This window comes from Phytobacter sp. V91, from assembly GCF_965644225.1.
GTDB lineage: Bacteria > Pseudomonadota > Gammaproteobacteria > Enterobacterales > Enterobacteriaceae > CBFFRJ01.
The window spans coordinates 1-22,099 of the sequence record NZ_CBFFRJ010000086.1 but is presented as its reverse complement, the minus strand read 5'-3'; the positions used below and the strand labels follow the sequence as shown (position 1 = coordinate 22,099).

At 55.6% G+C, this 22,099-nt stretch carries 18 protein-coding genes; 6 read left to right on the top strand and 12 right to left on the bottom strand.

Features of this window, described 5'->3' with window-relative positions:
• Positions 1-98 precede the first annotated feature (98 nt).
• Positions 99-2,057, bottom strand: a complete 1,959-nt coding sequence (acs, locus tag ACSZO4_RS17140; RefSeq protein WP_437890223.1) for an acetate--CoA ligase — start codon at positions 2,055-2,057, stop codon at positions 99-101.
• Positions 2,058-2,467: 410 nt separating this feature from the next.
• On the opposite strand from acs, the gene gltP reads away from it, so the two are divergent.
• The 4 genes from gltP (at position 2,468) to ACSZO4_RS17120 (ending at position 5,656) form a co-directional block, all read left to right on the top strand.
• Complete coding sequence (gene gltP / locus ACSZO4_RS17135; RefSeq protein ID WP_437890221.1) at positions 2,468-3,781, top strand: glutamate/aspartate:proton symporter GltP; 1,314 nt, start codon at positions 2,468-2,470, stop codon at positions 3,779-3,781.
• Positions 3,782-3,934: 153 nt separating this feature from the next.
• Positions 3,935-4,411: a hypothetical protein gene (locus ACSZO4_RS17130; RefSeq protein WP_437890220.1), complete on the top strand. Its 477-nt coding sequence runs from the start codon at positions 3,935-3,937 to the stop codon at positions 4,409-4,411.
• Positions 4,411-4,911 (top strand): hypothetical protein, encoded by a 501-nt coding sequence (locus ACSZO4_RS17125; RefSeq protein ID WP_437890219.1) that lies wholly within the window; start codon positions 4,411-4,413, stop codon positions 4,909-4,911. The genes ACSZO4_RS17130 and ACSZO4_RS17125 overlap by 1 nt, the downstream gene beginning before the upstream one ends.
• Before the next feature lie 148 nt (positions 4,912-5,059).
• Positions 5,060-5,656, top strand: coding sequence for a YebB family permuted papain-like enzyme (locus ACSZO4_RS17120; protein ID WP_437890226.1), 597 nt, complete (start codon positions 5,060-5,062; stop codon positions 5,654-5,656).
• 59 nt (positions 5,657-5,715) lie between these two features.
• Here ACSZO4_RS17120 and fdhF read toward each other — a convergent pair whose 3' ends face one another.
• Entirely contained in the window at positions 5,716-7,863 is a 2,148-nt protein-coding gene (gene fdhF / locus ACSZO4_RS17115) for a formate dehydrogenase subunit alpha (protein ID WP_437890218.1), read from the bottom strand.
• 269 nt (positions 7,864-8,132) lie between these two features.
• On the opposite strand from fdhF, the gene ACSZO4_RS17110 reads away from it, so the two are divergent.
• Positions 8,133-8,867: a response regulator gene (locus ACSZO4_RS17110; protein WP_437890217.1), complete on the top strand. Its 735-nt coding sequence runs from the start codon at positions 8,133-8,135 to the stop codon at positions 8,865-8,867.
• A 5-nt stretch (positions 8,868-8,872) separates the two neighbouring features.
• On the opposite strand, the gene ACSZO4_RS17105 is transcribed toward ACSZO4_RS17110, so the two are convergent.
• The 6 genes from ACSZO4_RS17105 to ACSZO4_RS17080 form a co-directional block, all read right to left on the bottom strand.
• Positions 8,873-9,880: a carbohydrate kinase family protein gene (locus ACSZO4_RS17105; RefSeq protein WP_437890225.1), complete on the bottom strand. Its 1,008-nt coding sequence runs from the start codon at positions 9,878-9,880 to the stop codon at positions 8,873-8,875.
• An 11-nt stretch (positions 9,881-9,891) separates the two neighbouring features.
• On the bottom strand, positions 9,892-10,752 hold the full coding sequence (locus ACSZO4_RS17100) for a ketose 1,6-bisphosphate aldolase (protein WP_437890216.1): 861 nt from the start codon (positions 10,750-10,752) through the stop codon (positions 9,892-9,894).
• Between the two features lie 11 nt (positions 10,753-10,763).
• A complete protein-coding gene (locus ACSZO4_RS17095; protein WP_437890215.1) occupies positions 10,764-11,450 on the bottom strand; it encodes a D-lyxose/D-mannose isomerase in 687 nt (228 codons plus the stop codon).
• 129 nt (positions 11,451-11,579) lie between these two features.
• Complete coding sequence (locus tag ACSZO4_RS17090; RefSeq protein WP_437890214.1) at positions 11,580-12,521, bottom strand: ABC transporter substrate-binding protein; 942 nt, start codon at positions 12,519-12,521, stop codon at positions 11,580-11,582.
• A 28-nt stretch (positions 12,522-12,549) separates the two neighbouring features.
• Positions 12,550-13,554 (bottom strand): ABC transporter permease subunit, encoded by a 1,005-nt coding sequence (locus ACSZO4_RS17085; protein ID WP_437890213.1) that lies wholly within the window; start codon positions 13,552-13,554, stop codon positions 12,550-12,552.
• The gene (locus ACSZO4_RS17080; protein ID WP_437890212.1) at positions 13,547-15,070 is read right to left on the bottom strand and encodes a sugar ABC transporter ATP-binding protein; all 1,524 of its coding nucleotides are present in this window, start codon (positions 15,068-15,070) and stop codon (positions 13,547-13,549) included. The genes ACSZO4_RS17085 and ACSZO4_RS17080 overlap by 8 nt, the downstream gene beginning before the upstream one ends.
• 174 nt (positions 15,071-15,244) lie before the next feature.
• Between ACSZO4_RS17080 and ACSZO4_RS17075 the strand changes: the two genes are divergently transcribed.
• Entirely contained in the window at positions 15,245-17,809 is a 2,565-nt protein-coding gene (locus tag ACSZO4_RS17075; RefSeq protein WP_437890211.1) for an ATP-binding protein, read from the top strand.
• Here the strand turns inward: ACSZO4_RS17075 and alsK are convergent.
• From alsK to alsA, 4 genes are all read right to left on the bottom strand, one after another.
• Positions 17,763-18,707, bottom strand: a complete 945-nt coding sequence (gene alsK / locus ACSZO4_RS17070) for an allose kinase (protein WP_437890210.1) — start codon at positions 18,705-18,707, stop codon at positions 17,763-17,765. The two genes, ACSZO4_RS17075 and alsK, sit on opposite strands and share 47 nt — an antisense overlap.
• Positions 18,691-19,386 carry a D-allulose 6-phosphate 3-epimerase gene (gene alsE / locus ACSZO4_RS17065; protein WP_437890209.1) on the bottom strand — a complete coding sequence of 232 codons (696 nt, stop codon included), beginning with the start codon at positions 19,384-19,386 and terminating at the stop codon, positions 18,691-18,693. Before alsE ends, alsK begins: the two co-directional genes overlap by 17 nt.
• Positions 19,387-19,499: 113 nt before the next feature.
• On the bottom strand, positions 19,500-20,480 hold the full coding sequence (gene alsC, locus ACSZO4_RS17060) for a D-allose ABC transporter permease (protein ID WP_437890208.1): 981 nt from the start codon (positions 20,478-20,480) through the stop codon (positions 19,500-19,502).
• Positions 20,459-21,991 (bottom strand): D-allose ABC transporter ATP-binding protein AlsA, encoded by a 1,533-nt coding sequence (gene alsA / locus ACSZO4_RS17055; protein WP_437890207.1) that lies wholly within the window; start codon positions 21,989-21,991, stop codon positions 20,459-20,461. Before alsA ends, alsC begins: the two co-directional genes overlap by 22 nt.
• Between the last annotated feature and the right edge of the window lie 108 nt (positions 21,992-22,099).

The following is a 22,099-nucleotide window of genomic DNA, read 5'->3' as shown; positions in this document are numbered from 1 at the left end:
GGGTAGTGAAATCGGGCCGCATGTTCGACGCTGAAATACCGCTTGCGGCCTGAACCGCAAGACGGTATCTCTCCCACCGGGGGAGGGAGAAAACAAGGTCATGATGGCATCGTGATGGCCTGCTTCTCTTCGAGCAGTTTTTCCACCACGCCAGGATCGGCGAGGGTTGAGGTATCGCCAAAGTTGCTGGTATCCCCGGCGGCGATTTTGCGCAGGATGCGGCGCATAATCTTGCCGGAGCGGGTTTTCGGCAGCGAGTCGGTCCAGTGCAGAATATCCGGGGTGGCAAGCGGGCCAATCTCTTTGCGTACCCAGTTACGCACTTCGGTGTAGAGCGCAGGCGTTGGCTCTTCGCCGTGGTTGAGGGTGACGTAGGCGTAAATGGCCTGGCCTTTAATATTGTGTGGAATCCCCACCACGGCGGCTTCCGCAACGGAAGGGTGTGAAACCAGCGCCGATTCTATCTCTGCCGTCCCCAGTCGGTGACCGGAGACGTTCAGGACATCGTCAACGCGGCCGGTTATCCAGTAATAACCGTCTTCATCGCGACGGGCGCCATCTCCGCTGAAGTACATGTTTTTGAAGGTGGAGAAGTAGGTCTGCTCAAAGCGATCGTGATCGCCAAACAGGGTGCGCGCCTGTCCCGGCCAGGAGTCGACAATCACCAGGTTGCCTTCGGTGGCGCCTTCCTGCGGATGGCCTTCGTTATCAACAAGCGCAGGCTGCACGCCAAAGAACGGGCGGGTAGCCGAACCGGCTTTCAGTTGGGTGGCGCCTGGTAGCGGGGTGATCATAAAGCCACCCGTTTCGGTCTGCCACCAGGTGTCCATGACCGGGCATTTTTCGTTGCCGATTTTCTTCCAGTACCACTCCCAGGCTTCCGGGTTGATAGGCTCGCCCACCGATCCCAGAATGCGCAGTGAAGAGCGGTCGGTACCTTCAATGGCTTTGTCGCCTTCAGTCATCAGGGCGCGGATTGCCGTAGGCGCGGTGTAGAGAATATTTACCTTGTGCTTATCGACCACCTGGCTCATACGCGCAGGCGTTGGCCAGTTGGGTACGCCTTCAAACATCAGAGTGATGGCGCCACAGGCCAGTGGTCCGTACAGCAGATAGCTATGGCCGGTGACCCAGCCGACATCCGCAGTGCACCAGTAGACGTCGCCGTCATGGTAATCGAAGACATATTTAAAGGTGCTGGCGGCATACACCAGATAACCGCCGGTGGTGTGCAATACGCCTTTCGGCTTGCCGGTTGAGCCGGAGGTATAGAGGATAAACAGCGGATCTTCGGCATTGACCTCCACCGGTTGGTGCTCGTCGCTGGCGCTGGCAATCAGCGTGTCCCACCACAGATCCCGGCCTTCGGTCCACTCAGTTTTACCGCCGGTACGCTTGAGTACCACCACGTGTTCAACGGTTTTGACATTCGGGTTTTTCAGGGCGTCATCAACATTCTTTTTCAGCGGAATGCTGCGACCGGCGCGCACCCCTTCATCGGCGGTAATCACCAGTCGTGAGCTGGAGTCGACGATGCGCCCGGCAACGGCTTCCGGCGAAAATCCGCCAAAGATAACCGAGTGGACGGCGCCAATACGCGCGCAGGCCAGCATGGCGACCGCGGCTTCCGGCACCATCGGCATATAGATAGCGACCACATCGCCTTTTTTAATGCCGAGGGAGACCAGCGCATTGGCGAAGCGGCATACGTCGCGATGCAGTTCGCGGTAGCTGATCGTTTTGCTCTGGCTGGCATCGTCGCCTTCCCAGATAATCGCCGTCTGGTCACCGCGCTCAGCAAGATGACGATCGAGGCAATTGGCCGCCAGATTCAGCGAGCCGTCCTCGTACCATTTAATCGAAATATTACCTGGCGCGAAGGAGGTGTTTTTCACCTTCTGATAAGGCTTAATCCAGTCGAGAATTTTACCCTGTTCACCCCAGAACCGATCAGGCTCATCGATCGATTGCTGATATTTCGCTTCGTACTGCTCCGGATTAATCAGGCAACGCGCCGCAATATTTGCGGGAATATCGTGTTTATGGATTTGGCTCATGGCTTTTGCTCTCCTTGTAGGATGTTAATGATATGTCACATAAACGTTAATTGTGGGGTCTTTAGCGGGTTTGTTTATTATTTGGGCGACAGATCACGCATTAAGAGCGGTACAAAAAATAGCCAGATGAAACTTTGAAAGGAAATAATTAGCGGGTTGAATTATCTGAAATAATCTGAAAAAAAATGCATTCATAACATATGGTTATGGATGATAACTGGCATAAAAATGCATTTTTATGTAAAAAATCAGTCAATACCCCTTCTGGTAAAGGGTTGCGCGCTATACCCCGCAAATGATACTGATAATGCGCGTTAAAAAACCCCGCAAGAGCGTGTGACGCTAACCATACCCTTTCCGTATGAGTCGTTCCCCAACCGGGAAGGTCGCTTTATTGAGGATCGTAGTAGATGAAAACTTTTAAAGTCAGCCTGGCCTGGCAGATTTTGCTGGCCCTGGTGCTGGGTATTCTTCTGGGTAGCTATTTGCATTACCAGAGCGACAGCCGCGAATGGCTGATCGCCAATCTTCTGTCTCCGGCCGGAGATATCTTTATTCACTTAATCAAAATGATTGTCGTACCCATTGTTATCTCCACCCTGATTGTTGGTATTGCAGGGGTCGGTGATGCGAAACAACTGGGGCGTATTGGCGCGAAAACCATCATTTATTTCGAAGTGATCACCACAGTTGCCATTATTCTGGGCATTACGCTGGCAAACGTCTTCCAGCCGGGAGCGGGCATTGATATGTCGCAACTGGCGACGGTGGATATTTCGAAATATCAGAGCACTACGGCAGAAGTACAAAGTCATGCTCATGGTCTGATGGGGACGATTCTGTCACTGGTGCCGACCAACATTGTGGCCTCAATGGCCAAAGGTGACATGCTGCCGATTATCTTCTTCTCGGTGCTGTTTGGTCTGGGGCTTTCTTCCCTGCCTGCCAACCACCGTGAGCCGCTGGTAACCGTATTCCGCTCCATTTCCGAAACCATGTTTAAAGTCACCCATATGGTGATGCGTTATGCGCCGGTGGGTGTGTTTGCGCTGATCTCCGTCACGGTGGCCAATTTTGGTTTTGCTTCCCTGTGGCCGCTGGCAAAACTGGTTATCCTGGTTTACTTCGCGGTGCTGTTCTTCGCCCTGGTGGTGCTGGGTCTTGTGGCCCGTCTGTGTAAGCTCAGTATCTGGACGTTGATTCGTATTTTGAAAGAAGAGCTGATTCTGGCTTACTCCACCGCCAGCTCTGAGAGCGTACTGCCGCGTATTATCGAGAAGATGGAAGCCTATGGCGCTCCGGCATCTATCACCAGTTTTGTGGTGCCGACTGGCTACTCCTTCAACCTCGACGGTTCGACGCTGTACCAGAGTATTGCCGCTATCTTTATTGCTCAGCTGTACGGTATTGAGCTGTCGCTGATGCAGGAAATTATTCTGGTACTGACGCTGATGGTGACCTCGAAAGGGATCGCCGGGGTGCCGGGCGTCTCCTTCGTGGTGCTGCTGGCGACGCTGGGCAGCGTCGGGATCCCGCTGGAAGGCCTGGCATTTATTGCCGGTGTTGACCGTATCCTCGATATGGCGCGTACCGCCCTGAACGTGGTGGGCAATGCGCTGGCCGTGCTTGTGATTGCCAAGTGGGAACACCGCTTCGACGCCAAAAAAGCGCAGGCTTATGAGCGTGAAATGCTCGGTAAATTCGATAAGACGGCAGATTTGTAATTCGCCTGAAAATATATCGGTAATCGATCCCCGGCACTCGCCGGGGATTTTTTTTATCTTTTTTCCGCCATCAAAAAAAATTACGTGCATACTATTTTTCGTTGGTAGCCGATCAACTAATAATATTGCCCTGATGATAAGGAGAATTCAGGAATGTCTGATTTTTATTTGCACGAAGGTCATCGCTATACCGTCAAAAACCAAAAGGCAATGAAGATAGTTTTAGGCCTGATATTTATTGGCCTTGGCGTCTGGTCTTTGGTGCGAAATGATTATTCACAACGCGGTATTATTATCTTTGTTATTTTACTTGGCGTTGCCGGGCTAATGTTCATGGCCCTGATGACCAAAATGGTGTTTGATTTAGATAAACGCACCTTCTCTATTCAGAACGGTAGCGGCAAGCCCCGCTTCGTCCAGTCGCTCGATCATTTTGCCGGTCTGGAGCTGATTCGCCTGTATCGTTTTTTCGGCCTGATGCGTAACAGCATATTAAATGTCGTCTTTGATGTTGATGGTAAGACGGTAAAAATGCCGATAAGACAGTTTGGCCCCGGTAGCAAAGCCTCACAGGCGATGATTGAGGAGACGGAGGCCTTCCTCGGTATTAACCGCCGGGACGTAGCGTAATGTCTGTCCCAAAAGTGATTGAGTCAAACGAACGCCGCCTGGTGTATCGCCCATGGAAAGTAAGCAGTGCGTTGATCTTTCTGGCGGCGGGTATCGCATTACTGGTCGGGGGTTTTATCTGGGCGCAGCTCAACGACAGAACCATGCAGTCCATGGCGTTGCCGCTTATCCCAGGGATTGCTCTGACGGTTTACGGGCTCATTTATAGCTATAAAAATGCGCAACAGATTATCTTTGATCTCAGCAGCGGACGTGTGGCAAAAAAATCACCTTTGCTTGCAGAAAAAGAGTTAAGCCGCTTTAACGAAATCTACGCGATTTCAACGGTCAGCGAGATGAATACCTTTCAGTATGTTCTGACCCGTAAAAGCCAGTACGGTAGCGGTGATATTGCCGTTTCCGACAGCTTTTACAGCAACAAGATGAACGCTGACCGTCAGGCTTTCGAAACGCAGATATTACCGGTAATAGAGAGAATGCTCGGTCTTAATGTCGCCTGATGGATGAGACGAACGTGAAAAATAAAACTATTTAGCGTCGGAAATGTCATAGATGCGGAAATATAACGAGTATAACGGATAGCTTAGGAAAGTGCGGGGCGGAGCAGGGTGACCAGCAAGCCCCGATACACGCAAAGGAAAAGGAATGATGCGTATGGAATATTCGTGCAGATATGAAACCGGAGATATTGTTTTTACCCACACCGGAACCGCGCTTTTCAGGCAGGTTTCGGCGGCGTCTCTCTGCTGGTGCAACCATGTGGGCATTATCATTGGGCACAATGGCGAAGACTATCTGGTGGCTGAAAGCCGGATTCCTTTGTCCACGGTGACAACGCTTGAACGTTTTATCCGCCGCTCGGTGGACAGACAATATGCCGTGCGGCGAATTAACGGCGGCCTGACAGGTTCGCAGAAACAGGCCATCAGGGCAGCGGTGCCTGTCCGTCTCAACAAGCTGTATCCCACGGGTTTTGACTACCACTCCTCGCGCCAGTTTTGCTCCAAGTTTGTCTTTGATATCTGCAAAGAGGCGGTAAACCTGCCGGTGGGAAAAATTGAATCTTTCAGAACGTTACTGACAGAAAATCCGCAGGCAAAGCTGACATTCTGGCGCTTCTGGTTTATGGGCGCTATTCCATGGGATCGGGAAACCGTTACGCCCGCCAGCCTGTGGCAACACCCCAGCCTGACGCTTATCTACAGCAGTGACGACAGCCATTATGTGCTGACGGAACAGCCCTGATTTACAGGTAAAAAAAAGCGGAGTGAACAGTGCACTCCGCTTTGTTTATTACCGCTTTCTTAGCCCATTGCACTCTCGCGCAGGCGGGTTTTCAGCTTATTGTACTCATCGATAACGTACTGCTCGGCGGCATGCTGATCGGCGATGCGTTCGATATTAACGGCGCAGTACTTGTACTCCGGCGTTTTAGTTATCGGGCTGAGGTTTTCCGTCACCAGCTCATTACAGGCGCCGATCCACCACTGATAGGTCATATACACCGCGCCGAGGTTTGGCCGCTCGCTGACTTTGGCGCGGGTGATAATCCGGCCTTTACGCGAGTTGACCCACACCAGCGCTTCATCTTCGATACCGAGGCGATCGGCATCGGCGGCGTTGATTTGCGCATAGCCTGGTTCATCCGCCAGCGCCGAGAGCGCGGCGCAGTTACCGGTCATCGAACGGCACGAGTAGTGACCCACTTCACGCACGGTAGAGAGCACCATTGGGAACTCATCGTTGAGTTTATCCATCGGCGCGACCCAGTCGCAGGTGAAGAATTTCGCCAGGCCCGTATCGGTATCGAACTTCTCTTTAAACAGATACGAGGTGCCCTGATCGGCATCCGATTCGTCACGACACGGCCACTGGATGTAGCCCAGCTCACCCATTTTCTCGTAGGTGGCGCCGTAGAATTCCGGGCAAAGATGACGCAATTCGTCCCAGATTTCCTGCGTGTTGTTGTAGTGCATCGGGTAACCCATGCGGGTGGCGATTTCACTGATAATCTGCCAGTCCGTTTTCAGATCCCATTTCGGCTCCACCGCTTTAAAGAAGCGCTGGAAGCCTCGGTCGGCCGCTGTATAGACACCTTCATGCTCGCCCCAGGAGGTCGATGGCAAAATAACATCCGCCGCCGCCGCAGTTTTGGTCATGAAGATATCCTGCACGATAACCAGTTCCAGGTCCTCAAACGCCTTACGCACCGCGGACAGCTCTGCATCCGTCTGTAAGGGGTCTTCCCCCATAATGTAAGCGACCCGCACTTCGCCATGCGCCGCACGGTGCGGCAACTCGCTGATGCGGTAGCCGGTATGGGCTGGCAGGTTTTCCACCCCCCAGGCTTTGGCGAACTTGTCGCGGTTGGCCTGCTCTTTGACGAACTGATAGCCAGGGAAAGTATCCGGCAGCGCGCCCATATCGCAGGCACCCTGGACGTTGTTCTGACCACGTACTGGGTTCACCCCGACGTGTGGTTTGCCCAGATTCCCGGTCAGAATCGCCAGGCTGGTTAATGAACGCACGGTCTCCACGCCCTGGTAGAACTGGGTCACGCCCATACCCCACAGGATGGTGGCGTTTTTCGCCCCCGCATACATTCGCGCGGCTTTACGGATATCAGCCGCACTTACGCCCGTAATCTCTTCCACCGACTCCGGCGTATAGCCTTCGACGATTTTTTTGTACTCGTCAAAACCCGACGAACGTGAGGCGACAAAGGCCTGGTCGTAGAGATTTTCTTCAATAATCACATGGCCGAGCGCATTCAACAGCGCAATGTTGGAGCCATTTCTCAGCGCCACATGCAGATCCGCAATGCGCGCGGTTTCGATTTTACGCGGATCGCAGACGATGATTTTCGCCCCGTTCTGTTTCGCCCGAATCACATGATTGGCGACGATAGGGTGAGAATCTGCCGGGTTGTAGCCAAAGATAAACACCAGATCGGTGTTATCAATTTCGTTAATCGCGTTACTCATCGCGCCATTTCCGACCGATTGGTGCAGACCTGCAACCGAGGGGCCGTGTCAGACACGTGCGCAGCAGTCGACGTTATTGGTACCAATAACGGCGCGCGCGAATTTTTGCATGATGTAGTTGGTTTCGTTACCTGTACCACGTGAAGAGCCGGTGGTCTGGATCGCGTCCGGGCCATACTTCTCTTTCACGGCGCTAAGGCGCGTGGCAACGTAATCCAGCGCTTCGTCCCAGGAGACGGATTCAAGTTTTCCGCCGCGCTCACGACGGATCATGGGGGTTTTCAGACGAGGCGTCAGAATTTGGGTATCGTTAATAAAATCCCAGCCATAGTAGCCTTTCAGACACAGCGTGCCCTGGTTGGTTTTTCCCTGCGCTGCCTCAGCCCGAACGATTTTGCCGTTATCCACCACCAGGTTTATCTTGCAACCCGAGGCGCAATAGGGGCAAACCGTGACGACTTTTTTCATCGCTATCGCTCCAGTTAATAAAGAGTGCGCTTGCGCGCAGCAGACCCATTATGCATCTTCCATGCCATACAACTTTTGTGGGTATTCACTGATTTTACGGCGAGTTTTTGTTCAAAATACTGACGAAGGGCATGTTGTCGTCAGATTTGACGTGACGAGGGCGAGGGGATGTGATCGTGATTATAAAAACGGCATGAGTTCACCGTCTTTATCAATTCGCCAAATAAAATAGAGCAGAGTGATTAAATCTTTGCTGGCGGAAGCGGACGATGAAACCTGCGATTCTGGTTGTGGATGACGACATAGCGGTCTGTGAATTGCTTAACGATGTGCTCAGCGAGCATGTTTTTAGCGTCCATCGGTGCCATAACGGGCGGGATGCCATTGCGGCAGTGGAGAGTCATCCGGAGATTGCCCTGGTTTTACTCGACATGGTGCTGCCGGACATTAACGGGCTGCTGGTCCTGCAACAATTGCAGAAGCAGCGCCCTGAGCTGCCCGTGATTATGTTGACGGGTCTTGGCAGCGAATCTGATGTGGTGGTCGGGCTGGAGATGGGCGCTGACGACTACATCGGCAAGCCTTTTAACGCGCGCGTGCTGGTGGCCCGTGTCAAAGCCGTGCTGCGGCGTACCGGCGTGCTGGCCGCAGAAACCGCCGCCGTGAAAATGCCAGGCTTCAGCTTTAATGGCTGGCATCTTGATCCGGCGCGGTGTGTGCTGATGGATGCAAAACAGCAGCCGGTGGCGCTGACCCAGGGTGAGTACAGCCTGCTGCTGGCGCTGGTGCAAAATGCCCGGCGCGTGCTTAACCGCGAGCAGTTGCTGGAGCTGACCCATAGCGAAAGCATCGAGGTGTTTGACCGCACCATCGATGTGCTGATCATGCGCCTGCGGCGCAAAATCGAAATCACTCCCCACCAGCCTGCGTTGATCAAAACCATCCGTGGTCTTGGCTATGTCTTTGCCGCCGATGTCGCCCATGGCGTGCTGTTGGCTGGATAAGGCGTTTACAACCCCTCCGGCAACTCCGTAAGCAGCGCCTCCAGCGTCTTAGCGCCATCGATGGCATTGGCGCACAACAGACTGGCGCGCGCGCAGGCATGGGCCAGATAAATGCTTTGCGATAACGACCAGCGCTCATGACAGCCGTACAACAGCCCGGCGCAGAATGCATCCCCGGCGCCGACGCTGCCAACAATCTCCTCCTGCTTAAGCATCGCTGAGGCGACCCATTGTCCTTCGCTCCCCGTCTGCACGCCCCATGCGCCTTCCGGGCAGTGGATGACCACCCGCTGTTTAACCCCGGCACTCAGCAACCGGGCGGCAGCGGCGGCAATGTTGCCGATATGTGGAGCATCGTCAGCCGTGCGCATTTCCAGACCGCTAAACTCGCCCGCTTCCAGTTCGTTAATCACCAGATAATCAAGATAGGGCAGGCAGGGCAGGACCAGCGGCTGATAGCGCGGATCGCCTTTGCGGGAGACCAGATCGAGGGAGGTTTCATAGCCCAGGGCGCGCATCTGCGCCAGCAGACGGGCGCTGCGGGTGCCATATTGCTCATCCGGCAGATCAAGGCTGTCGAGCAGTAAAAGATAGCCAAGATGGAAGATTTTCATGCTGGCGTCGAGCTGCTCAAATGCCGGGAGATCGAGCAGGCGGTTGGCCCCCGGCGAATGGAAAAAGGTGCGCTGGCCGCTTGGATCGGTCATCACCTGCGACATGGAGGTCGGGGCAACGTGAGTGCGCTGTACATGCTGGCGATTGACGTGATACTGCTCAAGCATCGCCATAATGTAGTCCCCGTCGCTGTCTTCACCCACCAGGCCGACCGCCTGTAGTGGCATCCCGGTGTGCATTTTCGCCAACGTCAGCAGGACGTTCAGCGGTGCGCCGCCGGTGGAACGCTCACTCTGCGTGATCTCCGCCAGCCAGCCGCGTTCGGGCCACTGTACGATTTGATGGACATGATCGACGAGCATATTGCCGGCGGCGATAATTCCTTTTAGTTCCATCAGCTTTCGTTCCATCAGCATTGTCCTGCGCTGCCAAAGGTGCGCATTTGCCCGGCGACGGTATCGGTAATGGCCTCTTCAATGCTGAGTAGCAACTGCGCAAACTCGTCATAAACAGGCTGGCGGTCGGCCATTCGCGCTTCGATGGCGTTGAGTGCGGCCTGGGACATGCCGGTGTAGAAATTGATTTTGTGAATGCCTAAGGAAATTGCGCGCCGGAAATCGGCATCGCTGATCCCTGAACCGCCGTGTAACACCAGCGGCAGGCCCGTTTGCTGACGGATCATCTCCAGACGGGGGAAATCGAGTTTCGGCTCGCCTTTGTATTTTCCGTGCGCGTTGCCAATGGCGACGGCCAGGGCGTCGATGCCGGTTCGGTCGACAAAGTCACGGGCAAGCGCCGGATCGGTAAAGAAGGCTTCGTCCGCATGACCGTACAGCGCGCCGCCTTCATCGCCGCCCACCGCCCCCAGCTCGGCTTCCACCGACACGCCGACCGCATGACACATCTTCACCACTTCCCGTGTCTGGCGAATATTCTCTTCGTACTCAAGGGTAGAGCCGTCGAACATCACCGAGCTAAAGCCGAGCCTTAAGGCGCGCACCACCGACTCAAAATGCAGGCCGTGGTCAAGATTGAGTACCACCGGAATGTCGCTGCGCATAGCCTCAAACTTCACCGCTTCAACCAGCGAATCGAGGGATACATACTTAAAATGGACTTCGGCAATATTGATAATAAAGGGCGAACGTTCTTGCTTTGCGGCGGCAAAGAGGGCGCGCAGGAAGTGGGAGTCGAGCACATTAAATGCCCCCAGCGCATAGCGATGTTCACGTGCGTGGGTTAAACCTTCAGCGAGAGAAATCAGCGACATCGTAATCTCCTTTAGTCGAGGAACAGACGATATTCATTGCACAGCACCAGCTGCGCGCTTTCGTCTTCCAGAATGTGGGTAAAGCGATCCGCCGGGTGCAGGAAATGGTTGTCATGGTCGTCGTCGTTGACCGACGAAACTTCGCCAGTCAGCACATCGCCAAAACCTGTTTCGCCCCAGAAACTGTGGTACATGCCCGGCGCCAGACAGATGCTTTCCCCTGGTGAGAGGCGTAGCTGGCTGCCAGCGGCGTGAGTCCGGAGACAACCATCAATCACCACGCTGACGTCGGTGTTAAGAAGCTCTTCTTTGGCCCCCGCATTCCACAGTTCGATAATCAGATTGCCGCCGCCGCGATTGATGATGTCTTCACGCTTGCGCCAGTGAAAATGCATCGGCGTTACCTGTCTGTCGCGCACGTGCATGATTTTTTCGGCATAGCACCTGGGGTAAGGCGTGCCGTTAGGCGAGCCATTGCGCAGGGTAAAAAGCGTCAGCCCCTGAGTGAAGAAATCGTCACTGCCAAAGGCGGTCACGTCCCATCCCAGCCTGAGATCGAAAACCTCGCGCCAGGCTTCGCGGTCCAGCTGCCGCCATTTGGTGGGGGGAAAGCTGGCGAACGGCGGAAGATGAACATCATGCATGGAGAAGAACTGCCGGGTATGGCCGAGAATTTCATTGATTGCGGAGCGTTTCATGGCGATCTCCAGTGGCATTTGTGCGTGTTATTGCCCCTCACCCCGGCCCTCTTCCTCAAGGGAGAGGGTGAAAGAGTTCCCTCTCCCCGTAGGAGAGGGTTAGGGTGAGGGGCTCAGGCCGCACAAATCTTATTTAACCGTCCAGCCCTTATAGGAACCGACGTTCTGTTTGTCGATCATGGTCACCGGGATCAGCACCGGCGCTGTAGGTGCAGCTTTGCCTTGCAGGAGGCCGTAACCGATCTCCACCGCTTTGGCCGCCATCACCTGCGGGTCCTGCGCCGGGGTGGCCACAAACAGGGAATTCTGCCGTTTCAGGGCTTCCTCGCCGTCCGGTGAACCGTCTACGCCAACAATAAAGAACTCGCTACGCTGCGCCTGTTTGGCTGCCAGATCCGCGCCGATCGCCGTTGGATCGTTAATTGCGAACACGCCGTCAATCTTCGGATTAGCTGCCAGCAGTGAGGTCATGATCTCCAGACCCCCTTCACGGCTGCCTTTGGCGTTCTGGTTATACGACAACACTTTGATATCCGGGTGGCGCTTGAACTCGGTCTGGCAGCCTTCCACACGGTTCTGTACCGCAGAAACCGGCGGTCCGTTGATGATGACCACATTGCCTTTACCTTTCAGGCGATCGGTAATGTACTTACAGGCGATCTCCCCGGCCTGGGTGTTGTCCGAGGTAATGGTGGCATCGGCCCCTTCTGCTGCGACGTCCACGGCGACCACCACGATCCCGGCATCTTTCGCACGTTTCACCGCCGGGCCTATCCCTTTTGAGTCCGCAGCGTTGAGGATAATCATGTCCACTTTGGCGGCGATAAAGTTATCGATTTGCGCCACCTGCTGACCCAGGTCATAGCCGCTGGAAACCAGCGTGACCTTGACGTTATCGCCCGCCAGTTTACGGGCTTCCAGTTCCGCCCCTTTGGTGATTTGCACGAAGAACGGGTTAGCAAGATCGCCCACCGTTACCCCGATAGATTTCAACTCTTTTGCCTGCACAAACGGCGTTGCAGCAAGCAGTGCGCCAGCACAGAGCGCGGTGACAAGTGGCTTCAAACGCATAGTCTTTTCCTCACGTAGGGTATTGTTGTTATGCACTTTGATGATGTCGGGTACGGTATTTATCTATCAGCACTGCAATGATGATCACCGCCCCTTTGATCACCAGTTGCCAGAAATAGGAAACGCCCATCAGCGTCATGCCATTGTTCAGTGTGGCGATAATGAGCGCGCCGACCAGGGTACCGGTGATGGTGCCGATCCCGCCGACAAAACTGGTTCCCCCGAGGATGACGGCGGCGATGGCATCCAGCTCATAGCCCGCCCCGAGGTTGCCGTTGGCGCTGTACAGACGGGATGCGCTCATCACGCCGCCAAGACCAGAGAGCAGGCCGCTCATGCCATAAACAAACAGCAGCACCATCCACACTTTGATGCCGGTCAGGCGAGCTGCTTGCATGTTGCCGCCCACCGCGTAAATGTGTACCCCGAGGGTGGTGCGCCGCAGAATGAACCAACAGACAGCAATCACCGCCAGCGCAATCACCACCAGCCAGGGTACGGGGCCAAGGTAGTTATTGCCGATCCACTCAAAGCCGATGCTGGAGTTAATCACCGTGGTGCCATCCGCCAGCAGATAGGCTGCGCCGCGCAGGGCGGTATAGGTGCCGAGAGTGACAATAAAGGGCGGCAATCCGGCAAAGGCCACCAGCGCGCCGTTAAACAAGCCCAGCACCAGACCAAGCATCAGCGCGGCGGGCACTGAGAGCATGGCAAGCTCAGGGATCAGCGATACCACCATGGCCGCCACGGCGGTGGTGCCAAGAATTGATCCCACCGACAGGTCGATACCGCCGGTCAGAATGATGAAGGTCATTCCCGCCGCCAGCACGATATTGATGGAGGCCTGGCGGGTGATATTCAGCAGGTTGCTTTCCGTGAAGAAGTTCGGCGCAATAAAGCCAAAAATCGCCACAATCAGGATCAAAATGGGCAAAATACCGACCGTTTGCATCAGATCGCCCATCAGCATTTTTTTCGCCGAGGCGGATTTCGCCACCTGCGGTGGCGTCAGGTTCTGTTTCGATTCAGTCATGGTGCACCGCCTGCTGATGGGATGGGGTCACGCCGGTTGCCAGTCGCATAATGTTTTCCTGGGTGATGTGGGTACCTTCCAGTTCACCGGCAATACTGCCTTCGTGCATGACGTACACGCGGTCGCTCATTCCGACCACCTCGGGGAGTTCACTGGAAATCATCAGAATGGCGACGCCCTGGCGCGCCATCTGGTTCATGATGCGGTAGATCTCGCTTTTGGCCCCGACGTCGACGCCGCGCGTTGGTTCATCAAGGATCAGGATGCGTGGTCCGATAGCGACCCAGCGGGAGATCAGCAGTTTTTGTTGATTGCCGCCTGACAGGCCGCCAGCCCGTACCTGGGAGTGGGGGACGCGGATATTAAGCAGCCTGATGGCATCGTCGGAGATGGTTTGCGCTTTTTTACGGTCGAGCAGGCCGTAGCTGGCGTCCCGCTCAAGGGTCGCCATGGTGATGTTTTCCTGGGCCGCAAGCTCCAGAAACAACCCTTGCTCTTTGCGGTTTTCGGTGAGAAAGCCGATGCCTAAATCAATCGCAGTACGTGGGGAGTGGATTACCACCGGCTCGCCATCGACTTCGATCACTCCGCCGGTGGCTTTGCGCACGCCAAAAATCAACTGCGCCAGTTCCGAACGCCCGGCGCCAACCAGTCCGGCGAGGCCCACAATCTCCCCGGCCCGCACCTGCAAACTCACGGGCTGAATTTTTTGCCCATCGGTAAGGTGATGAATATTGAGGCGCAGGTTGCCTTTGGGAATATCCCGCTCTTTGTTAAACAGATCGCTTAACGGGCGGCCGACCATCATGCGCACCAGTTCAGAGGCGTTGAGATTGTCACGGGTCAGGCTGCCGACGTATTGCCCGTCACGCAGCACGCTGACCCGATCGGAAAGTTCATACACTTCCGCCATGCGATGGCTGATATAGATGATGGCCATCCCTTCATCGCGCAGACGCATAATAAGCGTAAACAGGCGCTGGGTTTCCCGGGAGGAGAGGGCGGCCGTCGGCTCATCCATCACCAGAATACGGCTGTTACGGTGCAGCGCGCGGGCGATTTCGACCTGCTGCTGCTCGGCAATGGTCAGTTTCATCACCCGATCGTCGGCTTTAAATTGTGCCCCCAGGCGGTCAATCACCGTCTGCGCCTGGGCAATCATGTCCCGACGCTGCACCAGGCCGCCACGGGAGATTTCACTGCCCAAAAAGATGTTTTCCGCGACGGTCAGATTCGGCGCCAGCTGCATCTCCTGGTAAATCAGCGTGATGCCCGCCGCCAGGGCGTCTTTCGGCCCTTTGATTTGAAAGGGTTTACCGTCGATCAGGATCTCGCCGCTGGTGGCGGTATAGGCCCCGGCGAGGATCTTCATCAAAGTGCTTTTCCCGGCGCCGTTCTCCCCCATTAAGGCGTGGATTTCACCGGCCTGAACCCGCAGACTGACCCCTTTTAGCGCGTAAAAGTTGCCGAACACTTTGGCGATATCGCGCATCTCCAGCACTGGCGTCTCGCTCATCACGGATCTCCTGCAAGGGTTTCGATTGCGCCAGTCCAACATGCAAAAATAAACGCAGAATGTCAGCGGTCGTTCATATTTGTCATAGTGTTGAATAGTTAACGAAGATCACAGTTACGCAACATAACTTCCTTCACCCTCACCCGGACCGCACCACTGACACCGGAGCCCGCTATGCCCTATCGGCAACATTCGTTCTTCGCCAGCGCCCGTGGGCGGTTACTGTTCTTCAACCTGCTGGTGATGGCCGTGACCCTGATGGTCTGCGGCGTGGCGGTGCTCGGCTTTCGCCATGCCAGCCAGATTCAGGAGCAGGTTCAACAGCAGACGCTGGACGACATGACCGGCAGCATGAACCTGGCGCGGGATACGGCGAATGTCGCCACTGCGGCGGTGCGTTTGTCACAGGTGGTGGGGGCGCTGGAGTACAAAGGAGAGGCGGAGCGGCTGCAGGCCACGCAGCAGCTCCTGCAACGTTCACTGGAGCAACTGGCCAGAGCGCCGCTGGCCCGCCTTGAGCCGCAGCTTGTCGAGCGTATTACCCTGCGCAGCAATGAACTGGAGCAAAGCGTCACCCGGATGCTGGAGCGAGGGCAGCGTCGCCACCTCGAACGCAACACCTTGCTCAGCTCTCTGTACCAGAATCAAAGCTATTTGCGTCATATCCAGGATATCAATCAGCGTAAAGGCGGCATCGTACCCGACTCTCGTTTGCTCAAGGAGATGGATCGCCTGCTGAATGCGGCCATCCGCACCCCTTCGCCTCAGGCCACGGTACAGCAACTGGAAGAGGTGATGGCGCCGCTGCCCGACATCACCCCGGATCCGGTAGTGAACCCTATTTTGCCGGCGTTCAAAACTGAGCTGGCGAAGCTCGGCCCCCTTTCCGTCCAGTTGGAAGAGAGCGACCTGGCCATCAACTGGTCGATGTTCCATATCAAGGCGCTGGTGGCCATCCTCAATACCGATATTAATCAGTACGTTGAGCAGGTGGCGTACGCCTCAGAACAGCGTACCGCCCAGAGCCACCGCGAGATGCGCTCTATCATCATTTTTATCAGCGCCTTTGCCCTGCTGGCGCTGATCATTACCGGCTGTGCGGGCTGGTATATTTACCGCAATCTTGGCTCCAATCTGACGGCGATTTCCCGGGCGATGACCCAACTGGCTCGCGGGGAATCTGATGTGTCTGTTCCCGCGCTGCAACGGCGCGATGAGCTGGGCGAACTGGCGCGCGCTTTTAACGTCTTCGCCCGCAACACCGCTTCGCTGGAGCACACCTCCAGGCTGCTGAAAGAGAAAAGTACCCAACTGGAGACCACGTTTCACGCCATGCGCGATGGTTTTGCCCTGTTTGATAATCTCGGTTGTCTGGTGGTGTGGAACCCGCAGTACCCGTTGCTGCTGGGACTGGCAGCCGACGCCTTACAGCGCGGGCAACATTATCAGAGCCTGCTGCATCAGATGGGGAGCCTGCCGGATCACGTACAGGACAACCTGTCGCGCCTGATGCCCAAAGCACAGGAGCTGCGGCTGGCGGATAATCGCACCATCGAACTACGCTTCAGCCCGGTGCCGGGCCGGGGAATGATCAATGTGGTGCTGGACAGAACCGAGCGTAAGGGGCTGGAAGAGGCGCTGGTGCACAGCCAGAAGATGAAAGCCGTCGGGCAGCTTACCGGTGGTCTGGCCCACGATTTTAATAATCTGCTGGCGGTGATCATTGGCAGCCTGGAGCTGGTCAGCCCGTCGTCGCCGGACGCTCCCCGCATCAGCCGGGCGTTGAAAGCGGCGGAGCGAGGGGCTCTGCTCACGCAACGTTTACTGGCTTTTTCCCGTAAGCAGGCGTTGCACCCGCATCCGGTGGAGATGCAGCCGTTGCTGGAGAATCTCAGCGAGCTGATGCGCCATTCACTGCCGACGGCGCTCACTCTGGAGATTGAGGCCCAGCAGCCTGCCTGGCCGGCGTGGATTGATGTCGGCCAACTGGAGAACGCCATTATCAACCTGGTGATGAATGCCCGTGATGCGATGGAAGGCCAGAGCGGCGTTATCCGGATCCGCACCTGGAACCAGCGGGTGACCCGCACCGACGGGCGCAGGCAGGATATGGTGGCCCTGGAGGTGGTGGACAGCGGCTGCGGGATGTCGCAGGAGGTGAAAGCGCGCGTCTTCGAGCCTTTCTTTACCACCAAACAAACCGGCAGCGGCAGTGGTCTTGGCCTGTCGATGGTGTACGGATTTGTGCGCCAGTCCGGCGGCCGGGTGGCGCTCGAAAGTGCGCCAGGGCAGGGGACCACCGTCCGTTTGCAGCTTCCCCGCGCGGCGGTGCAGGCCGCCACCGTCGTAAAACAGGATGTGGCGCAGGAGAGCGTTCGCTCAGATACGCTGATTCTGGTGCTCGAAGATGAAGCGGATGTCCGCCGCACCCTGTGCGAGCAGCTACATGAGCTGGGTTATCTGACGCTTGAAGCTGAGTGTGGGGAACAGGCGTTACAGCTGCTTGCCGCATCATCGGAGATTGGGATGCTGATAAGCGATCTGATGCTGCCGGGGCAACTGGGCGGCGTCGAAGTGATTAACTTCGCCCGCCAGCACTACCCGCATCTGCCTCTGCTGCTGATCAGTGGTCAGGATTTACGTCCGGGGCACAATCCTGCGCTGCCGGACGTGGAGCTACTGCGTAAACCTTTTACCCGTGTACAACTGGCCCAGGCGCTGCGACGGATTGCAGCGTAAAGCGGCTACGGGCTAGGGCGGCAGCCCCTTGCGCACCGTTAAAGGACGACGAGGAGGCGGACAGAAATCGCACGGCTTCCCAGGGCAGCGGACGGCGAACATGCCTGCGGGTTGCCGCAATCAATGCCTCCCGGGGGAAAGCAGGCATATCCATCACCCCGCCGCCAAGGATCACCGCATCCGGGTCGAACAGATTGATGCTGGTGGCGATGGCGCGCGCCGCGTGGTCTAACAAGGTCTGCACAAAGGGTTCGTTGAGGGCATGGATAAACAACTCCCCCAGTTCGTAGTCGCGGGGCTGTTGCTCATACCAGCGGCGCAACGCCAGCCCGGAGCAGACCGTCTCCAGACAGCCGGGATTACCACAGCCGCAGTTTTGCTGCATATCCCCCTGGGGAATATGGCCCAGTTCGCCTGCGACTCCATGAGCCCCGGTCCAGGGAGCGCCGTTCAGCCAGATGGCAAAGCCCATTCCGGTGCCCAGATAAGCCCCCAGCACCTCTTTGTCCGTCAGACTGTTTTCCTGCACATCAAACGACAGCTGCAGGTTCACATCGCGGGAAAACTCCACCGGACAGCCCAGCGCCGACTCCAGTTGTTCAGCAAGGCCCACCAGCGCCTCCGCCGTCAGCGGCAGGTTCGGCGTGGAGATAATGGTGCGCTTGTCTTTACCGACCAGCGCAGGAAAGCCCATCACCAGCCCGTAGCAACGGGCGTTGTGTTGCTCGAAAAGGGCTTCGAGCCAGCCCGTTATCCCGGCAACCACGCCGCCTTCAATGGCCTGCGCCGTGCGGCGTTTCTCGCAGTGCAGGATCTCACCGGCCATTGTTTGCAGACAAAGGCGGATATGGGTTGCCCCCATATCCACGCCTGCCACCACATTATGCTGTTGGTGCATGAGGACGTACCTCGTTTTTAGCCGCCAGGACCTGCTCTTCCAGCACGGCCCAGGCATCGCTAATCTGTTCCGCGTGGTTGAACAGGCCGGAGGTGCCGACGATAAACACATCCGCTCCGGCTTCCATCAGCCGCTTGTAGGTCGCTTTGTTACAGGAGCCGTCGATCTCTATCTCAAAGCTTAGTCCTTCGCGCTCGCGCCAGGCTTTCAGCTCGGCAATTTTGTCCAGCATTTCAGGAATAAACGGTTGCCCGGCAAAGCCTGGATCAACGGTCATCACCGTCACTTTGTCGGCTTTATGAATGTAGTACTTCATGGCATCGACGGTGGTTTCCGGGTTGAGGATCAGACCGACTTTCATGCCGAGGCGGCGGATCTCATCGATCAGGCGGAATGCCTGGCCGTTAATGGTCTCCGGGTGCAGGGTGATAATGTCGGCCCCGGCGCTGGCCAACTGGCTGATATAGTCCTGCGGGCGGGTGACCATCAGATGGCAATCCAGCGGTTTGCTGGCCAGCTTTTTCACCTGGCTGACGAAGAATGGCGAGAGCGTCAGGTTTGGCACAAAGTGGCCGTCCATGATGTCGATGTGAAAATAGTCTGCATGGGTGTCGATAAACTCGATCTGTTCTTTAAATTTCAGCAGGTCCATACACATCAGCGAGGGGGAAATTTTCATGTTAACTCCTGAATCTTTGGTGGTTTTGGGCAGCAGGAGGCCCGTCAGTTCGCGTTTTCCCTGGTGAGGCGCGAACCGACAGAGCAGAGTGCCTGCGGCTTTTAACGAAAAGGTTATTTACTGATCAGTCGGTCCAGGGCAACGGCGGCGATAATCAAACCGCCCATCACCACCAGTTGGTAATAGGTTTGCACCTGCAAAATATTCAGCCCGTTGTTGATGGTGCCGATAATCAGCCCGCCAATCACCACGGAGAAGATGCGCCCTTTGCCGCCGAAGAAGCTGGTGCCGCCGATAATGGCGCTGGCGATGGCGTAAGTTTCAAAGCCCATCCCGGCCAGCGGCTCTGCCGCCCCAAGGCGTGCGGTGGAAACCACGCCGGCAAGACCTGCGCAGATACCGGAGATGATAAACACCACCAGCACGTGGAATTTCACGTCGATACCGGAGTAGAACGCCGAGTTTTTATTACCGCCGAGGGCAAAGATGTTGCGGCCCAGGCGCATACGGGTCGTCAGGAACCACAGGATCACGGCGATCGCCAGCGAGAAGAGCACCGGTACCGGAATACCCACCACGCTTGCGGCAAAGAAGTTCACGAAATCAAAGGAGAAGCCGTACACCGAGTTGGCATCGGAGATAACCAGCGTGATGCCACGGAAGATGGCGTTGGTGCCCAGCGTGATAATGAACGGATGCAGCCCTGTCCAGTTGACCAGGCAGCCGTTAATCGCCCCCAGCAGGCCGCCGACCACCACGCCGCCAATCACGGCTGCGAAAAAGGGATCCACACCGGCCAGCATCAGTTTGGCGGTAACCATGCCGGAGAGCGCCAGAATCGCCCCCACTGACAGATCGATACCGGCAATCAGGATGGCGAAGAACTCACCCATACCGATAAGCACCGTCACCGAGCTCTGGACAAAAATCTGGGTGATGTTGTTGGTGGTCAGGAAATACTGCGGCGACAGGCTGCCGAAAATGGCAACGATGATCGCCAGGATAAAGAAGGTGCCGTACTTATCCCAGAACAACGCGAAGTTGAAAGACTTTTTCTCGCTCATTTCGCCTTTTACTCTTGTGGAAGTGCCCATGCCATAATCTCCTCTTCGCTCATATCGTCGCGATTGGTCAGGATTTGCGTCAGTCGTCCTTCGCAGAACACGGCGATGCGGTCGCAGACGGCGATAATTTCAGGAAGCTCAGATGACACCATCAGGATGACTTTTCCGTCATCCGCCAGCTGGCGCATCACTTTGTAGATCTCGGCTTTTGCCCCCACGTCGATACCGCGGGTTGGCTCATCGAAAATAATGACCTCAGGTTCACAACATAACCATTTGGAAATCAGCACTTTTTGCTGGTTGCCACCGGACAGTTCGTTGATGTTCTGGTCTACGGAGTGGCATTTCAGCCCCAGCAGCGCACGCTGCGCTTCGGCTATCTGCTGCTCTTCTGTTTCGTTGAACAGCCCCATCGCCCCTTTATAGCCGCCTTTTTTCAGGCTCTTACTGACAGCCATATTCTGGGCGATGGAGAAGTTGCCGAAGAAGCCGTTCTCCCGGCGACTCTCGGTGATGTAGGCCATGCCTTTCTTCAGCGCGTCCAGCGGAGAGCGGGGGGATATCTCTTTGCCGTTCAGACGGCTCTCGCCGCTGGCCCGCTTGTCGACACCGAACAGACAGTTCATCAGCTCGGTACGTCCGGAACCCACCAGCCCGGCGAAGCCGAGAATTTCGCCCCGGTTCACGTTGAAGGAGATATCGCGTACTTTTTTCTTGTCCCGGCTGGTGACGTTTTTTACCTCAAAAACGGTATCCCGTTCGATGTTGCCGGTGCTCTCTTTCATGGCGTTAAAGCGATTTTGCAGCTCGCGGCCGACCATCAGTCTGACGATGTCATCATTGGAGACGTCGCTGACCATCCCGCTACAGACGCTGCTGCCGTCTTTCATGACGGTATAGCGATCGCAGATTCGGCGAATTTCGGCCAATTTATGCGAAATATAAACAATGGCGGTCCCTTCTTTTCGCAGCTGGTTCATTATCAGAAAAAGATAATCAACCTCTTTATTAGTCAGCGAAGAAGTGGGCTCATCCATAATAATAACCCTGGCGTTGAGCATTAAAGTTTTAGCAATTTCGAGCATTTGTTTGTGGCTTATAGATAAATTTGCCACTTTTTCATCAAGATCTACTTTCAGGCCAACGCGTAATAACATCATGGCCGCGCGGACGCGCATTTCGCGCCAGTCAATTATATTGACGCCGCAAACTTTCTTAGTGAGATGACGGCCAATGTATAAATTTTCCAGCACGGTTAATTCATCAATAACGCTGAGTTCCTGATAAATAATGCCGATGCCTAATTGTGCCGCCAGCTTATGGTCGAGTTTGTCGTAGCTAACATCATTAATGGTGATGGTGCCTTTGGTCGGGTCATGAATGCCCGATAATACTTTCATCAGCGTTGATTTACCGGCACCATTCTCACCCAGTAAGGCATGTATTTCATGGGTGTAAACAGTTAAATCAACGGACTTTAATGCGTGAACCGGACCAAAGGATTTGCCGATACCCGCCATCGAAATATATGGCGTGACCATAATGAGTTTCCTTTATTGCCTTTTGTTTTCACCCTCTCCCTGTGGGAGAGATACCGTCTTGCGGTTCAGGCCGCAAGCGGTATTTCAGCGTCGAACATGCGGCCCGAT

Bases quoted from the DNA above. Each gene is read 5' to 3' on its own strand.
- ACSZO4_RS17095 (WP_437890215.1), bottom strand. From the start codon at position 11,450: ATGAAACGCTCCGCAATCAATGAAATTCTCGGCCATACCCGGCAGTTC.
- alsK (WP_437890210.1), bottom strand. From the start codon at position 18,707: ATGCACCAACAGCATAATGTGGTGGCAGGCGTGGATATGGGGGCAACC.
- alsC (WP_437890208.1), bottom strand. From the start codon at position 20,480: ATGGGCACTTCCACAAGAGTAAAAGGCGAAATGAGCGAGAAAAAGTCT.
- alsA (WP_437890207.1), bottom strand. From the start codon at position 21,991: ATGGTCACGCCATATATTTCGATGGCGGGTATCGGCAAATCCTTTGGT.
- ACSZO4_RS17085 (WP_437890213.1), bottom strand. From the start codon at position 13,554: ATGACTGAATCGAAACAGAACCTGACGCCACCGCAGGTGGCGAAATCC.
- ACSZO4_RS17080 (WP_437890212.1), bottom strand. From the start codon at position 15,070: ATGAGCGAGACGCCAGTGCTGGAGATGCGCGATATCGCCAAAGTGTTC.
- gltP (WP_437890221.1), top strand. From the start codon at position 2,468: ATGAAAACTTTTAAAGTCAGCCTGGCCTGGCAGATTTTGCTGGCCCTG.
- ACSZO4_RS17120 (WP_437890226.1), top strand. From the start codon at position 5,060: ATGCGTATGGAATATTCGTGCAGATATGAAACCGGAGATATTGTTTTT.
- acs (WP_437890223.1), bottom strand. From the start codon at position 2,057: ATGAGCCAAATCCATAAACACGATATTCCCGCAAATATTGCGGCGCGT.
- ACSZO4_RS17075 (WP_437890211.1), top strand. From the start codon at position 15,245: ATGCCCTATCGGCAACATTCGTTCTTCGCCAGCGCCCGTGGGCGGTTA.
- ACSZO4_RS17110 (WP_437890217.1), top strand. From the start codon at position 8,133: ATGAAACCTGCGATTCTGGTTGTGGATGACGACATAGCGGTCTGTGAA.
- ACSZO4_RS17100 (WP_437890216.1), bottom strand. From the start codon at position 10,752: ATGTCGCTGATTTCTCTCGCTGAAGGTTTAACCCACGCACGTGAACAT.
- ACSZO4_RS17090 (WP_437890214.1), bottom strand. From the start codon at position 12,521: ATGCGTTTGAAGCCACTTGTCACCGCGCTCTGTGCTGGCGCACTGCTT.
- ACSZO4_RS17130 (WP_437890220.1), top strand. From the start codon at position 3,935: ATGTCTGATTTTTATTTGCACGAAGGTCATCGCTATACCGTCAAAAAC.
- alsE (WP_437890209.1), bottom strand. From the start codon at position 19,386: ATGAAAATTTCCCCCTCGCTGATGTGTATGGACCTGCTGAAATTTAAA.
- ACSZO4_RS17125 (WP_437890219.1), top strand. From the start codon at position 4,411: ATGTCTGTCCCAAAAGTGATTGAGTCAAACGAACGCCGCCTGGTGTAT.